This window comes from Pseudoclavibacter sp. Z016 (assembly GCF_002931215.1).
Lineage (GTDB): Bacteria > Actinomycetota > Actinomycetes > Actinomycetales > Microbacteriaceae > Pseudoclavibacter.
In genome coordinates, this window is record NZ_PSTU01000018.1 from 1 (window position 1) to 13909 (window position 13909).

Consider the following 13909-nt stretch of genomic DNA (forward strand, 5'->3'; position numbering starts at 1 on the left):
CTATCCCCGCCCCCGCCCCGCCGCCGAGGGCTGACTTGTGGTCGCTTCCGGGCGGTGTTGACGACCACAACTCAGCTTTCGGCGGCAGGGGCGGGGGCGGGGGTAGCGCGTCGACGGCGCACCTTCGTCGCCGGGGCCTCGCTCGGCAGCCGCGCCTCGAGGAGCGGCATGGACTCGATGCGGCCGCGTTCGACATGAGCGGCCGTCAGCAGCTCTGCCACGTCGGCTTGGCCCGCCACGATCGCGTCGACGATCTCGCGGTGCTCGACCCACATCGCCGCGGTGTCGCGCTGCGGCGTGAGGCGGAAGAGCCAGCGCACGCGTCCGCTCATCAGCTTCGTGACCCGGCGCAGGAGCGCGTGGTCGGCGAGTGCGATGATCTCCTCGTGCAGGTCGGAGTTGCGCGTCGAAGGTGGTGCGTCCGACTGGGCGTCGGAGGTCGACCCGCCGTGTGCCGACTGCAGGGCCGCCAGCATCGGGCCCACGTCGGCGCCGGCCTGCGCCCGCCTGGCGGCGAAGGCGGAGGCCATCGGCTCGAGCTGTCGGCGCAGGTCGAACACCTCCATCGCGTCGGTGACGGTGAGGATGTGCACGACGGCGCCGCGACGCGGCTGCGAGGTGATGAACCCCTCGGACTCGAGGATCGGCAGCGCCTCCCGCACGGGGATGCGCGATACCTCGAGTCGCTCCGCGATCTCGCGCTCGTTGAGCTTCGACCCCATCGCGAGCTCGCCCGTGATGATCTGCTCGCGGAGGGCGTGCGCGATGCGTGCTGGGGTCGGCTCGAGGCTCATGGGGACCATTCTGGCACGGTCGCGATGTCGTTTTTGGAATGCCAATACCCCCTTAAGGCGGCCCTGGCAGCGCTGAATTGACCTTTTGGTATGCAAACGTGACGCCAGGGTAAGAACTGTGTGACGAGCGTGTTACTTCGTGCCGAAGCGCGCAGGTGGTCGCATAGCGTCGCCGACGTGCTCCCGTTTATCGCCCGCCGACTGGCCCTCGCCGTCGCCACCGTGCTCGCCGTGGTGACCATCGCTTTCGCGCTCGGCCGCGCCACCGGTGAGCCCGGTGCGCTGCTCCTGCCCGACAACGCGACGCAGGCCGAGGTCGATGCGCTCAACACCGCGCTCGGCTTCGACCGCCCCCTCATCGTGCAATACCTCGACACCCTCGCCGGTCTTGTCACCGGCGACTTCGGCAGCTCGTACCGGCTGCACGAGTCAGCGCTCGGACTGGTCCTCGAGCGGGTCCCCGCGACGCTCGAGCTGGCCTTCTGGGCCTTCGTCATCGGACTCGTGCTCGCCGTCGCCGCGGCGCTTGCCATCCAGCTCACCGGCAGCCGGACCCTGCGCGCCGTGGTGGGGTGGGCCGGCGCCATGCGCCAGTCGGTGCCGGACTTCTTCTTCGCGCTGCTCCTGGTGCTCGTCTTCTCGGTGCTGCTCGGCGCGCTGCCCTCGCTCGGGCGGAACAGCTACGCCAGCCTCGTGCTGCCCGTGCTCACGCTCGCCACTGGCCAGTTCGTCATGTATCTGCGCCTGCTCGACTCGTCCCTCCGCGAGCAGGCCGGTCAGGACTACGTGCGCACCGCCATCGCGCAGGGACAGCGGCGCTCCACGGTGCTATTCACCCGCATGCTGCCGAACGCGGCGCTGCCCGTGCTCGGCATGGCGGGTCTCAACCTCGGTGGACTGCTCGGCGGCACCGTGGTGGTCGAGGTCGTGTTCGCCTGGCCGGGACTCGGCCAGCTCCTCACCACGGCAGTGAGCCAGCGTGACTTCCCGATCGTCCAAGCCGGTCTCGTCTTCGTCGCGCTTGCCTTTGTCATCGTCAACACCGCGGTGGACGTGCTCGTCCGCCGAATCGACACGAGGACGGCCGCAGCATGACCGCTCAGATCACCCCCGTCACCCCCGTCAGCCCGGTCGCACCCGTGCCGCGTCGCCTGCGCCTGCGCCCCGGCGCCGTCGTCGGCGCGATCATGATCGGCGCCGTGCTGCTCCTCACGGCCATCGTGCCGATGCTGCCCGGCTTCGACCCGATGGGGCAGGACCTGCGCGCCGCGATGCTGCCCCCGTTCACCGATCCGGCGCATCCGCTCGGCACCGACGCCCTCGGCCGAGACCTCCTCGACCGCATCGCGCTCGCCTCGGCGGTCACGCTCGGCATGACCGTGCTCATCGTGGTGATGAACGCCCTCATCGGCAGCACCGTCGGCATCCTCGCCGGCTACTTCGGCGGGCGACTCGAAGCGCTCGTGACGCTGCTCAGCAACGTGACGCTGGCCATGCCCGTCGTCCTGCTTCTCATCGCCATCTGCGCCGTCCTGCGTCCGAGCGCTGGGCTCACGATCCTGGTGCTCGGCTGCACCTGGTGGGTCGGCTACGCACGGGTCACGCGCAACGTCGCTGCCTCGCTGCGACGCCAGGACTTCGTCGTCTCGCCACTGACCCAGGGCGGCGACACCATCTGGGTGCTCACCCGCCACATCGTGCCCAACATCTGGCCGCACACGCTCATCATCGCCGCCACCGACCTCGCCACGATCGTGCTCATCACCTCCTCGCTCGAGTACCTCGGCCTCGGCGTGCAGCCCCCGGTGCCGAGCTGGGGCGGCATGATCTTCGACGGCCAGCGCCACCTCGGCAGCGACCCCTGGCTGTCGCTCCTCCCAGGAATCGTCATGCTCCTCGCCGTCGGCGGAGTGCAGTTCCTGAGCCAGCAGTTCACAGCAGAGACCCGCGGCTCGCTGCTGCGGAAGGGAGGCATGCGATGAATCCGGTACTGCGCATCGAGGACCTGCGTATCGAGACGACAGGCGAGGCGCCACGCACGCTCGTCGACGGCGTCACGCTCCAGGTCGACCGCGGCGAATCGCTCGGAGTGGTCGGGGAGTCCGGTTCGGGCAAGAGCCTGACCGTGCTCGCCGCGCTCGGCCTGCTGCCCGCTGGCACCCGCATCGCCGCCGGCCGCATCCTGCTCGACGACACGGTGCTCGTCGACACGGAGGCCGACATCTGGATGCGCGAGCGCGAGCTGCGCGGTCTGCGCGGACGCACCGCCGCGATGGTGTTCCAGGACCCGATGTCTTCGCTCGACCCGCTCCGCGCGGTCGGCGCGCAGGTCGCCGCCGCGGTGCGGGTGCACCAGCCCATGAGCCGACGCGCGGCGCGCGAGCGCGCCGTCGAGCTGCTGACCGCGGTCGGCGTGCGGGATGCTGCCGAGCGTGCCGCCGCCCGACCCCACCAGTGGTCCGGCGGCATGCGCCAGCGCGCCATGATCGCGATGGCGATCGCCCACGACCCGCTCCTGCTCATCGCCGACGAGCCCACCACCGCCCTCGACGTGACAGTGCAGGCGCAGGTCATGGACCTGCTCGCCGAAGTGCGCGAGCGCACCGGTTCGGCGCTCGTGCTCATCACCCACGACCTCGGCCTGGTCGCCGAGAACAGCGACCGGCTCGCCGTCATGCACCACGGACGGGTCGTGGAGACCGGCGTGACACGAGCCGTGCTCGACAACCCCGCCGAGGACTACACCAAGCGCCTCATGGCGGCCATCCCCGCCGAGAGCGAGCGCTCCGCGAGCGCCGTGCGCCCCGGCGAGCCGGACGCGCTGGTCGCCGACGGCGTCGTGGTCGAGTACCGAGCGCACGGCCGCCGGCAGCCGGTGCGGGCTGTGGACGGCGTCTCGCTGCGGATCGCGGCAGGCGAGACGGTCGCCGTCGTCGGGGAATCGGGATGCGGCAAGTCGTCGCTGGCCAAGGCCGTGCTCGGCGTGCAACCCGCCGCCGCAGGCAGCATCGAGCTCGGCGGAGTCGCAGTGCACAACGAGCTCGCGGCGCGCAGCGCGGCGGAGCGGGAACGCGCGCAGATCGTCTTCCAGGACCCGTACTCGGCGCTCGACCCGCGACTGACCGTGCACGACCTCGTAGCCGAGCCCCTGCGCATCCGGCACGCCTACGACCGAGGGACCGTGACCCGCCTGCTCGCCGATGTAGGCCTCGACGAGCAGCACGGCGCCCGCCTCCCTGCTCAGCTCTCCGGGGGTCAGCGCCAGCGCGTGGGCATCGCACGGGCCCTGGCGCTTCGCCCACGGCTGCTCGTGCTCGACGAGCCCGTCTCGGCCCTCGACGTGTCGATCCAGGCGCAGGTGCTCGAGCTGCTCGACGCACTCCAGCGCGAGCACGGGCTCGGCTACCTCTTCATCTCACACGACCTCGGCGTCGTGCGAAGCATCGCCGACCGCGTCGTCGTGATGCAGGAGGGGCGAATCGTCGAGGAGGCCTCGACTGCTGAGATCTTCACCTCCCCGAAGCACCCGTTCACCCGACAGCTCCTCGACGCCGTGCCCCGCCTCGACGGGGCGCGCCGCGGAGCGCATCCGCTTCCCGTCTCCTGACCCACCGACCCCCCCCCACCGAACTGAGGAACTCCATGCCCAAGCACGCCCTCCGACGTCGCCTCCTCGCGACCAGTGCATTCGCCGCCACCGGCACCCTCCTGCTCACCAGCTGCGCAGGTGGCTTCGAACCCACCAGCGCCGAAGGCGAGACGCCCACCAAGATCGTCGCCGCCATCCCCACCGACCCGAGCTCCATGGACCCGATCCGCTCGGGAGCTCTCGTCGTGCTGTCGGTGTTCTTCCACACCTTCGACCAGCTCGTCGCGATCACCGCCGAGGGCGAGCTCGCACCGAAGCTCGCCACCGAGTGGACCTCCAACGACGACCTCACGCAGTGGGACTTCACGCTGCGCGAGGGCGTCACCGCCAGCAACGGCGAGGCCATCACCGCCGAAGACGTCGCCTTCTCCTACCAGACGATCCTCGACGACCCGACCGGCGAGAACTTCGCCTACCTCAGCTCCGTCGCGTCGGTTGAGGCCGTCGACGAGCTCACCGTGCGCTTCACCCTCAACTCGCCGTTCTCGGCGTTCCCGCGCAACACCTCGCTCATCTCGATCGTGCCCGCCGACACCTACCAGGAGGCGGGCGCCGACGCCTTCGCCCAGGACCCCATCGGATCCGGCCCCTACGTCTTCGAGAGCATCCAGACCGGTGTCTCCTACGACCTCGCTCGCAACGACGACTACTGGGGCGAGGCCCCCGCCATCGAGCAGATCTCGCTGCAGCCCGTCTCCTCCGACGAGTCGCGCGTCAACGGGGTGCTCTCCGGCAGCCTCGATGTCGCGCCAATCGGACCCACGCAGGTCTCCTCGGTCGACGGGCAGGGCTCCGCGCAGGTGTTCTCCGCCCTGTCGAACGGCGTCGTCTTCCTCGGCGTCAACTCCACCAGCGGAGTGCTCACCGACGTGCGCATCCGCGAGGCCATCGCCCTGGCCATCGACAAGGAAGCCATCACCGGCGGGCTGCTCGGCGGCCTCGCCGAACCCGCCAGCGCCATGCTCGCGCCAGCCGTCGAAGGCTACAGTGACGACGTGACTGACCCCGGCTACAACCAGGAGCGGGCTCGCGAGCTCCTCGCGGAAGCCGGCTACGCGGGTGAGTCGATTCCCTTCGACTACGCGACCGACGGACGCATCCCCCTCTCCTCGGAGGTCGCGCAGACCATCCAGGCGTCGCTCGCCGAGGTGGGCATCACCGTCGAGCTCCGTGGCGCAGACCAGCAGGCCCACACGCTGAAGGTCCGCAGCAAGGAGATGCAGGGCATCTACCTCAACACCTGGGCGCCCTCGACGGTCGACGGCGACCTCCCGCTGACCGACTTCTACGAGACCGCAGGCAACAACAACTACGCGCAGGACCCGCGCACCGCCGAGCTCGCGGCAGAACAGCGGGCCGTCACCGGCGAGGAACGCCTCGACGTCTTCGCCGAGCTCCTCAACTACAGCAACGAACAGGGATACTTCGTGCCGCTCTACGTGCCCATGAACAACTACGCAGCAGACCCCGACCTCGACTGGACGCCCCGCGCGGACGGCCTGTTCGACTTCACCCAGACGAGCTTCCGTTGAGCGCCGCGCTGATCCGCGGCGCCCGCCCCTGGGGCGGCGAGCCGGCCGACGTCCGGCTGCAGGACGGCAGGATCGCCGCCATCCTGCCGCCCGGCACAGCACCGGAGCTGGGCGAGACGGTGATCGAGGGTCGCGGCCGCATCCTGCTGCCCTCCTTCGCCGACGTGCACGTGCACCTGGACTCCACGCGCATCGGCCTGCCGTTCCGCCCGCACACCGGCAGCCCCGGGGTCTGGGGAATGATGCTCAACGACCGCGTCAACTGGCGCGAGGCCGAGGTCTCCATGGAAGAGCGGACGAGCGGAACGCTGGCGCGCATGATCGCCCATGGCACGACGAGCGCCCGCAGCTACGCGCAGGTCGACGTGGATGCGGGACTCGAGCGGCTCGAGGCGGTGCTCGCCGCCAAGCAGCAGCACCGCGACCGCGCCACCGTGGAGGTGATCGCTTTCCCCCAGGCCGGTCTGCTCCGCGAGGAAGGCTCCTTCGAGCTGCTCGAGGAGGCCATGCGCTCAGGGGCCGACGTGGTCGGCGGCATCGACCCGTGCCAGCTCGACCGCGACCCCGCCAAGCACCTCGACCTGGTCTTCGGACTCGCCGAGCGCTACGACGCCCCCATCGACATCCACCTGCACGAGCCCGATCAGCTGGCTCGCTTCTCCGCCGAGCTCATCGTGGAGCGCACCCGCGCGCTCGGCATGGCCGGACGAGTGACCATCTCCCACGGCTACGGCCTCGGCGAGCTGCCGCGCGAGCAGCTCGTCCCCCTCGTCGAGCAGTTCGCCGAGCTCGACATCTCCTGGGCGACCATCGCACCGGCCAAGCCCCTGCCGACGCTCCTGCTGGCGGAGCACGGCATCCGTCTCGGCCTTGGCCAGGACGGGCAGCGGGACTACTGGTCGCCGTACGGCAACGCCGACATGCTGGACCGCACCTGGCAGCTGGCCTTCACGAACGGCTTCCGCCGCGACGCCGACATCGAGCACTGCATCGCCATCGCCACCATCGGCGGCCGCTCCGTGCTCGGCACCGCGCCAGCGCTGCAGGGCGCGCTCGACCGGCCGGGCGTGGCCGTCGGCGACCCCGCCGACCTGCAGCTCATCGAGGGGGAGACCGCGACCAGCGCGATCATGGACCGCCTCCCCGATCGCACCGTGCTCTTCGGCGGCGTGGTCGTGGCAGACGCGCTCGAACTCGTGGGCACCGCGTGATCGTGCTCACCGCCTCGCAGCTGGAGCCGCTGGTCGACCGACCGGCCACCGAGCGTGCCGTGGCGAAGATCTTCTCCGAGATCGCGCGAGGCAGCGCCGACCAGCCGCCGCCCACCTCCATGAAGACGGAGGCTGGCACCGGCCGCTACGTGCTCATGTCGGCACTCTCGGAGGCCACCGGCACCGCCGCGGTCAAGCTGCTCGCCGACGTCCCCGACAACGCGGCGCGGGGGCTGCCGACGCAGCGTTCCATGATCACCGTGCTCGACCGCGAGCTGGGAGCCCCGGTCGCCCTGCTGCATGGTGGGGTGCCGACCCGGGTGCGCACGGCAGCCGCGAGTGCCGTCGCCACGCGGGCCCTGGCCCGCGACGACAGCCGCGTCCTCGGCCTGGTCGGCGCTGGCGGGCTCGCGCGGGAGCACGTCGAGGCGCTGCGAGGCGTGCGCGACTGGGATCGCCTCGTCATCTGGTCGCGCACCAGAGCGCGGGCGGTCGCGCTCGCGGAGTCGCTCGACTGGTCGGGGGCCATCGAGGTCGTCGACTCGTGCGAGCGTGTCTTCGGGGTGGCGGACACGGTGTGCACGCTCACCCCATCGGTCAGCCCGATCGTGCGAGGCGAGTGGCTGCGCCCCGGACAGCATCTCAACGTCGTCGGCGCCAGGCCACGAGCCGACGAGCGCGAGGTGGATGCGCTGACCATGTCGCGATCGTCCGTGTGGGTCGACGACCTGGCGACGGCGCGCACGAAATCGGGCGATCTGATGCTCGCGGTCGCGGAGGGTGCGCTCAGCCTCGACGACCTCGTCGGAACCCTCGGCGAGGTGCTGGCTGGGCTGCGGCCCGGGCGGACGAGCGCCGACGAGATCACGTTGTTCGACTCCGTCGGCATCGGCGCTCAGGACCTCGCCATCGCGGACCTCCTCGTGCGTGAGGCCCGCGTGCGGGGTGTCGGGATCGAGCTCGATCTCAACGGCTGAGGATCGGCCAGGGCTCGGCTATCTGGCCCCGGCCATCACGGTCGCGTGCCAGGCATCCAGGAGGCGCGCGACCGTGCGGGTCTGCTCCCACGGCATGGCGCGCGACTCGAGCCGCCCGTCCCTGAGGGCGCGGGAGACCGCGTCAGCCTCGGCCGCGAACGGGTGGACCTGCGCCACCTCGATCGTGTCCCGCTGCCCGTCGTGGAAGTGGTCGAGGGTCTTCGGCGAGTGGTTCCGGTCGCCGAACGCGTTCTCGAGCGTGATCCAGCCCCCATCCCCGACGATGTCGGCCCGCTTGGACAGCTGGGTGCCGATGGAGCAGTCGACGTGGGCGGTGAAGCCCACCGCCGCCAGCCGTGCGGAGGCGTCCACGTCGACGCCCCTCTCGACTCGCCCGTGCGCGGCCTCGAGGGTTAGGCCCTCGAGCGCGACGCCAGCTGCAGCGGCCGCCGCGACCGCGAAGGAGACGGGGTAGCCGCCGACGTCGAAGATCGCCCCACCGGCAAGTGCGGGGTCGAAGAGCCGGCCGTCACTGCCGCCCGCTGCGAAGCCGAACTCTGCGCGCACCTGCATCGGGGCGGCGACCTGGCGCCGTTGCAGACGCTGGTCGATCGCGCGAGCGAGCGGACTGAAGCGGTGCTTGTACGCCTCGACGACGGGCAGGCCCGCGCGCTCGGCGGCGGCGAGGACACGCTCGGTCTCGGCGGCGCTCGGCGCGAGCGGCTTCTCGCAGAGCACGGCCTTGCCCGCCTCGAGCGCCGCGATCGCGAGCTCGGCGTGGGTCGTGTGCACCGTGGCGACGTACACGGCATCGACATCGTCGCGCGCCAGGATGTCCGTGTAGCTGCCGGAGACCTCTGCGCCGTAGCGCGCAGCGAAGGCCGCCGCGCGATCCGGGTCGCGGCTCGCGACCGCCCGCAGCTCGCCGTGCTCGGAGCTGGGCAGCCACGTCGCGAACGACTCCGCGATCGCACCCGGTCCGAGGATCGCCCACCTGGTCTTCTGCATGACGCGAAACTACCGGAGCAGGCTCGCACTCATCCACAGCCCGACCGCGAGCGTCGTGTTTGGCGGTAGGTTCTGGATGCAGCGGTGCAGGGGCAGGCGCCCCGATGGGAGTCAGGGAAGGGGCGGTGACGTGGCCGAGCCGAGACAGCAGGTGGTCGCCGTCGACCTCGCCAAGCGCGACCTGACGCTCGACCTCGCGCGCGTGTTCTGCGTGCTGCTCGTGGTCCTCATCCACCTCCTCATGGTCGGCATCGGTGCGGATACGAGCGGGCAGCTGGTCGCGTCCCGTCCGCTCGAGGCCCAGCCCTGGTTCGCGCTCGCCACCTGGGCCGGGCAGATCATGCCGCTGTTCTTCGTCGTCGGAGGCTTCGCGTCGATCACGGCCTGGCGCAGTGCCGTGCGTCGCGGCTCGACGCCGGCGGACTACGTGCGCTCGCGGGTGCTCAGGCTGGCCCAGCCGGCGCTGCCCCTGTACGCCTTCTTCCTCGTCGGCATCGGCGCGGCCACGCTCGCGGGCATCGACCCGGCGCTCGTCGACCTGGCCGCATCCGGTGCCGGCACACCCCTGTGGTTCCTCGCCGCGTACACGCTGTGCCAGGCAGTCGTGCCATGGATGGCTGGCTGGCACGCCCGCGCCCCGCGGAGCACCCTGGGCGTCCTGCTCGCCGGCGTGATCGCGGTCGACGCGGCCCGCTTCGCGACTGGCGTTGCCGAGGTGGGCCTCCTCAACCTGTTCTTCGTGTGGGTGCTCGTGCAGCAGCTGGGATTCTGGTTCGCCGACGGGTGGCTCGACCGGCGGCACCCGCTCACGCTCCTGGCCATCGCCGTCCTGGCGTACGCGTCGCTCGCACCGCTCACGACGCTCGGCCCCTACTCGCCGGACATGCTCTTCAACCTCAACCCGGCGACGCTCCCGCTCGTGGTGCTCGCCGTCGCACAGGCGTGCATCCTGCGTCTCCTGAGGCCCGCGCTGGCGAGGCTCATGGAGACGTCGGGAGCGCGCGCGGTCGTGTTCCTCGTCGGGTCTCGGCTCATGACGATCTACCTCTGGCACCTGCCCGTGATCCTTCTCGTCTCAGGTCTCGCGCTCCTCATCCCGGGCGCGGCACCCGAGCCTGGCTCCACGGCGTGGTGGTGGAGCCGCATCCCGTACTTCCTCGTCGTGCTCATCTCGGTCTACGGGCTGTCGTTCATCGTGGGGCGGTGGGAGACGCCGCGGGAGGTGGGGCGCACTCCGCCGGGGTTGGTGGTCGCACTGGCCGTGGCCTGCGCCTTCACGCCGTCGTTCCTCGTGCTGCAGTTCCTCATGGACCTGCCCCTCGCCGCGATCGGCACGGTGCTGCTGAGCGCCGCCATCCTCCTGCTCGGGCGCTGGCCGTCACGCGCGGCTGTGCAACGGCCGAGGGGAACCTGACGGTTCGCCGCCACCGCTCGTGGGCAGGGCGATCGACCCGCCAGACTTGGCGCACAGCTCTCGACGAGGACCGGAGGCGACCGTGACCGCACCGAAGCAAGGCGAAGACCCCGTCAGCAGCTACCGGCCCCGCCTCGTGCCGTGGGCCCTCGGCATCGCGATCGGTGTTGCGATCGGCGCCGTGATCTCCGTCATCCTCTCGATGAGCGCCGGGTTCACGATCGCGTTCCTCTTCATGGGCGTCGCGATCGGCGTCGGTGTCGCGATCGCCCTGCAGGCCGCGTTCGACGACCTGGCGCGAAAGAAGAAGTAGGCGTCAGATCGTGGCCGCGAGGGCCAGCGTCGCGAGCGGGACGACGAGAGCGACGCCGACCAGCCCGAGGGCCACGAAGCGGAGCCACGAGATCGTCACGCCGAGCGCCACGAGACGCTCGTGCCAGAGCAGCGTGGCGAGCGACGCCCACGGCGTGACGAGCGGGCCGAGGTTGACCCCGATGAGCAGCGCCACGAGGCGAGCCGGGCTGTCGGCCACCGGCTCGAGCGCCAGATAGGCGGGCAGGTTGTTGATGCCGTTGGCGCTCGCGGCACCGATCGCGGAGAGCTGCAGGAGACTCAGCGGGTCGTCGCCGCTTCCCGAGACCGCGGCGAGCAGCTCGCTCAGGCCGTGCGCGTGGGCCGCCTCCACCAGCACGAACAGCGAGCCTGCGATGCCCAGCGCCTGCCACGGCACGAGCCCGAAGCGCAGCGCCCCGCGGCGGCGGACGGCGAAGGCGACGATGAGCAGCAGCGCGGCGACTCCAGCCGGGATCGCCACCTCGACGCCGGTGACGAGCGCCGGGAGGAGCAGGGCGGTGACCACGGCGGCGAAGATCAGGAGCGGGCGGTCCTGGATGCTCGTCGGGGTCGGCATCCGGTAGCGGCGGTCGAGTTCCCTCCGGAAGACGAACGACAGGATGGCGGCGCTCGCGAGCACGCCCACGAGTGCAGGTGCCCACGTGATCGCAAGGAACTGCAAGGGCCCACCCTCGAAGGAGCGGGCAGCGAGCAGGCTCGTGAGGTTCGAGACCGGGAGGAAGAGGGAGGCGGTATTCGCGAGCCACACCGTCGCGAGCGCGAACGGGATCGGCGAGACGCCGACGTGCACGGCGAGCAGGACGACGACGGGCGTCACGAGCACGGCGGTCGTGTCGAGCGAGAGGAAGGCGGTGCTGACGGTGGCGAGCAGCAGGACGAGCGTCCACAGCAGCCAGAGGCGCCCTCGCCCGAGCTTCGCGAGCCGGTCGGCGAGCACCGAGAAGACCCCGGCGTCGCTCGCGAGCTCCGCGACGATCGTGATGCCGACGACAAACGCGAGGACGGGCACCACACGCTCGCCCAGCTCCAGCAGCTCAGGGGCCGGGAGCACTCCGATGGCCGCGACGACGGCCGCCGCGACGACGAGCACGGCGGTGGCGATGATGGGGGCGACGCGGGCGACGCGGGACTGTGCCATGGCGGAGCAAGCATAGGCCCGCGAGGCGCTTGGGATGTCGGCGTCCGCTCGTAGGATTCGAGCATGACCTCGAACGGGGATGTTCCTGCGCGGAGAGCGGCCGTCATCGTGAGCGGGCTGCGCGTCCGTTCCCGGCCCGGCCTATCCGACCCGCCCGTTTTCGCTCGCGGATGCGCCGGGAACGCGGGAAGCGGGAAGCGCGGCTACTTCGCGGCGACGCTGTCGAGGTGCTCGCGCAGCGCGATGATGATGTCGTCGCGCGTCGCGTTGCGCGCATGTGCGAGCTCCTCGATGAGCCAGTCGAGGGTCATGTAGTTGGCGTGGAGCAGGTTCGAGAGCTCGATGTTGACCTTGACCTGGTTGGGGCCGCCGTCGACGGGCTGCTCCGCATCCGGGTCCGTGTCGGCGTCGAGTCCCTGCCCCTGCTCGACCTTCACGACGAACGCGCCGACCTCGACGAGGCGCTCGTACGCGAGCGCCGCCGCGTCCGGAGAGACTTCCGTGACGGAGACGGCGTCGAGCAGCACATGCGCTGCTTCTCGACTGGTTGCTGGAGTGGACATGCAACGAGGATAGGCGTGCACTTCGCGCAGACAGTCAGGGTCCATCCATGCAAGGCACAATCGGGGGCATGAGCAGCAAACCCACAGCGAAGACCCGGCCGACCTCGGACGCGCCAGTCGTCGTCGTCGGCGATGCCATCGTGACCGAGCTGCGGGAGACCGAGGCGCGCGGCGGGCTCACGAGCCGCAGCTACGTGAGCGGCTCCGCGCTCAACGTGGCGATGGCGCTCGCCCGCCTCGGCGTGCCCATCGCGCTCATCGCCAGCATCGGCGATGACCCGGACGGGCTGCGCATCCGCGACCACCTCCACAGGTGTGGCATCCAGTTCGCGCCGTCCGTCTCGCTCGCCGGAACCGGGCGAGCCGTCGGCGAGTCCGCCGACGGGGAGCCCCTGTACACGTTCGACGACGCCGCGAGGGCGCGGCGCATCCGCTTCGACGACGAGCAGGTCGCTCTCATCCGGGCCGCGCCGTTCGTCGCGATCTCCGGCTTCGCGTTCGACGACAAGAAGCAGCACCGGCGCCTGCTCGAGGCGGTCATCCGACCGCAGGAGCGGCTGCTTCTCGACCCCAACCCGCGGCTCGGGCTCGTGGAGGACGCGGGCGCGTTCCTCGACAACTTCGAACGGCACGTGTCGAGTGCTCTCTTCGCGCACCTGTCCGACAACGACGCCGACCTGCTCTTCGACGCGCCCCTCGACGAGGCGACCAGCGACATGCTCGACCTCGGCGCGACCCACGTCCTCGCGACCGAGGGCACGCGCGGCGGCCGCTGGGTGAACCGGGCCGGCATCGACGTCGCCGAGCCGATCGTCGACCTGCCCGGTGACATCGTCGACACCATGGGCGCGGGCGACGCGGTGTTCGCGACAGCTGTCGCGTCGATCGCGCAGGGCGGCATCCCGAAAGATGTGGCGGATGCGCGGCGCATCCTGCAGCGCGCCATGACGGTCGCCGCCGCGACGGTCCGCGTCACGGGCAGCTTCCTCGCGGCCGACGACGACCTGCCGCCCGCCGCGGACGCGTAGGCCGCTGCCGCTGCCGCTGCGCGCTGCGCGCTGCGCGCCGCGCGCCGCGCGCCGCGCGCCGCGCGCCGCCGCGCCCGTCTCCCTGCCCGCCGTTTCGGGATGGCTTTCACGTCTGCGGATGGCTTGCAACCCATCCGCATGCGTGGAACCCATCCCGAGAGAGCTGGCCCTCGAGAGAGTCCGCGGCGTGAGGCATCCGGACGCGTGGGTCCCATCCCGATTCGAGCTTTTCACTCACCCG

Annotated in this window: 13 protein-coding genes; 9 read left to right on the forward strand and 4 right to left on the reverse strand. The window is 71.1% G+C overall.

Translation table 11 applies throughout. The annotated features are described in order from the left end of the window. Positions 1-71: 71 nt before the first annotated feature. A complete protein-coding gene (locus tag C5B99_RS16810) occupies positions 72-794 on the reverse strand; it encodes a GntR family transcriptional regulator (RefSeq protein WP_181065045.1) in 723 nt (240 codons plus the stop codon). Positions 795-971: 177 nt separating this feature from the next. Here C5B99_RS16810 and C5B99_RS16815 point away from each other — a divergent pair, with 177 nt between their 5' ends. From C5B99_RS16815 to C5B99_RS16840, 6 genes are read left to right on the forward strand one after another with little or no spacing between them, the layout of a single operon-like run. Continuing rightward, positions 972-1889 carry an ABC transporter permease gene (locus C5B99_RS16815; protein WP_104244202.1) on the forward strand — a complete coding sequence of 306 codons (918 nt, stop codon included), beginning with the start codon at positions 972-974 and terminating at the stop codon, positions 1887-1889. Continuing rightward, positions 1886-2776 carry an ABC transporter permease gene (locus tag C5B99_RS16820; RefSeq protein ID WP_104244204.1) on the forward strand — a complete coding sequence of 297 codons (891 nt, stop codon included), beginning with the start codon at positions 1886-1888 and terminating at the stop codon, positions 2774-2776. The genes C5B99_RS16815 and C5B99_RS16820 overlap by 4 nt, the downstream gene beginning before the upstream one ends. Next, entirely contained in the window at positions 2773-4401 is a 1629-nt protein-coding gene (locus C5B99_RS16825; protein WP_104244206.1) for an ABC transporter ATP-binding protein, read from the forward strand. The genes C5B99_RS16820 and C5B99_RS16825 overlap by 4 nt, the downstream gene beginning before the upstream one ends. A 35-nt stretch (positions 4402-4436) precedes the next feature. Then, complete coding sequence (locus C5B99_RS16830) at positions 4437-5975, forward strand: ABC transporter substrate-binding protein (RefSeq protein ID WP_104244208.1); 1539 nt, start codon at positions 4437-4439, stop codon at positions 5973-5975. Next, positions 5972-7186 carry an amidohydrolase family protein gene (locus C5B99_RS16835; protein WP_258063505.1) on the forward strand — a complete coding sequence of 405 codons (1215 nt, stop codon included), beginning with the start codon at positions 5972-5974 and terminating at the stop codon, positions 7184-7186. Before C5B99_RS16830 ends, C5B99_RS16835 begins: the two co-directional genes overlap by 4 nt. Beyond that, entirely contained in the window at positions 7183-8163 is a 981-nt protein-coding gene (locus tag C5B99_RS16840) for an ornithine cyclodeaminase family protein (RefSeq protein ID WP_104244210.1), read from the forward strand. The genes C5B99_RS16835 and C5B99_RS16840 overlap by 4 nt, the downstream gene beginning before the upstream one ends. Before the next feature lie 18 nt (positions 8164-8181). Here C5B99_RS16840 and C5B99_RS16845 read toward each other — a convergent pair whose 3' ends face one another. After that, entirely contained in the window at positions 8182-9171 is a 990-nt protein-coding gene (locus tag C5B99_RS16845) for a Gfo/Idh/MocA family protein (protein ID WP_104244212.1), read from the reverse strand. Positions 9172-9301: 130 nt separating this feature from the next. Here C5B99_RS16845 and C5B99_RS16850 point away from each other — a divergent pair, with 130 nt between their 5' ends. Both C5B99_RS16850 and C5B99_RS16855 read left to right on the forward strand, forming a co-directional pair. Then, positions 9302-10585, forward strand: coding sequence for an acyltransferase (locus C5B99_RS16850; protein WP_258063506.1), 1284 nt, complete (start codon positions 9302-9304; stop codon positions 10583-10585). 82 nt (positions 10586-10667) lie between these two features. After that, complete coding sequence (locus C5B99_RS16855) at positions 10668-10898, forward strand: hypothetical protein (RefSeq protein ID WP_104244214.1); 231 nt, start codon at positions 10668-10670, stop codon at positions 10896-10898. A gap of 3 nt (positions 10899-10901) precedes the next feature. On the opposite strand, the gene C5B99_RS16860 is transcribed toward C5B99_RS16855, so the two are convergent. Both C5B99_RS16860 and C5B99_RS16865 read right to left on the reverse strand, forming a co-directional pair. Further along, on the reverse strand, positions 10902-12077 hold the full coding sequence (locus C5B99_RS16860; protein WP_104244216.1) for an SLC13 family permease: 1176 nt from the start codon (positions 12075-12077) through the stop codon (positions 10902-10904). A 203-nt stretch (positions 12078-12280) separates the two neighbouring features. After that, positions 12281-12640: a hypothetical protein gene (locus C5B99_RS16865; RefSeq protein ID WP_146080119.1), complete on the reverse strand. Its 360-nt coding sequence runs from the start codon at positions 12638-12640 to the stop codon at positions 12281-12283. A 68-nt stretch (positions 12641-12708) separates the two neighbouring features. On the opposite strand from C5B99_RS16865, the gene C5B99_RS16870 reads away from it, so the two are divergent. Beyond that, positions 12709-13668, forward strand: coding sequence for a carbohydrate kinase family protein (locus C5B99_RS16870; protein WP_181058088.1), 960 nt, complete (start codon positions 12709-12711; stop codon positions 13666-13668). The last annotated feature ends 241 nt before the right edge of the window (positions 13669-13909 follow it).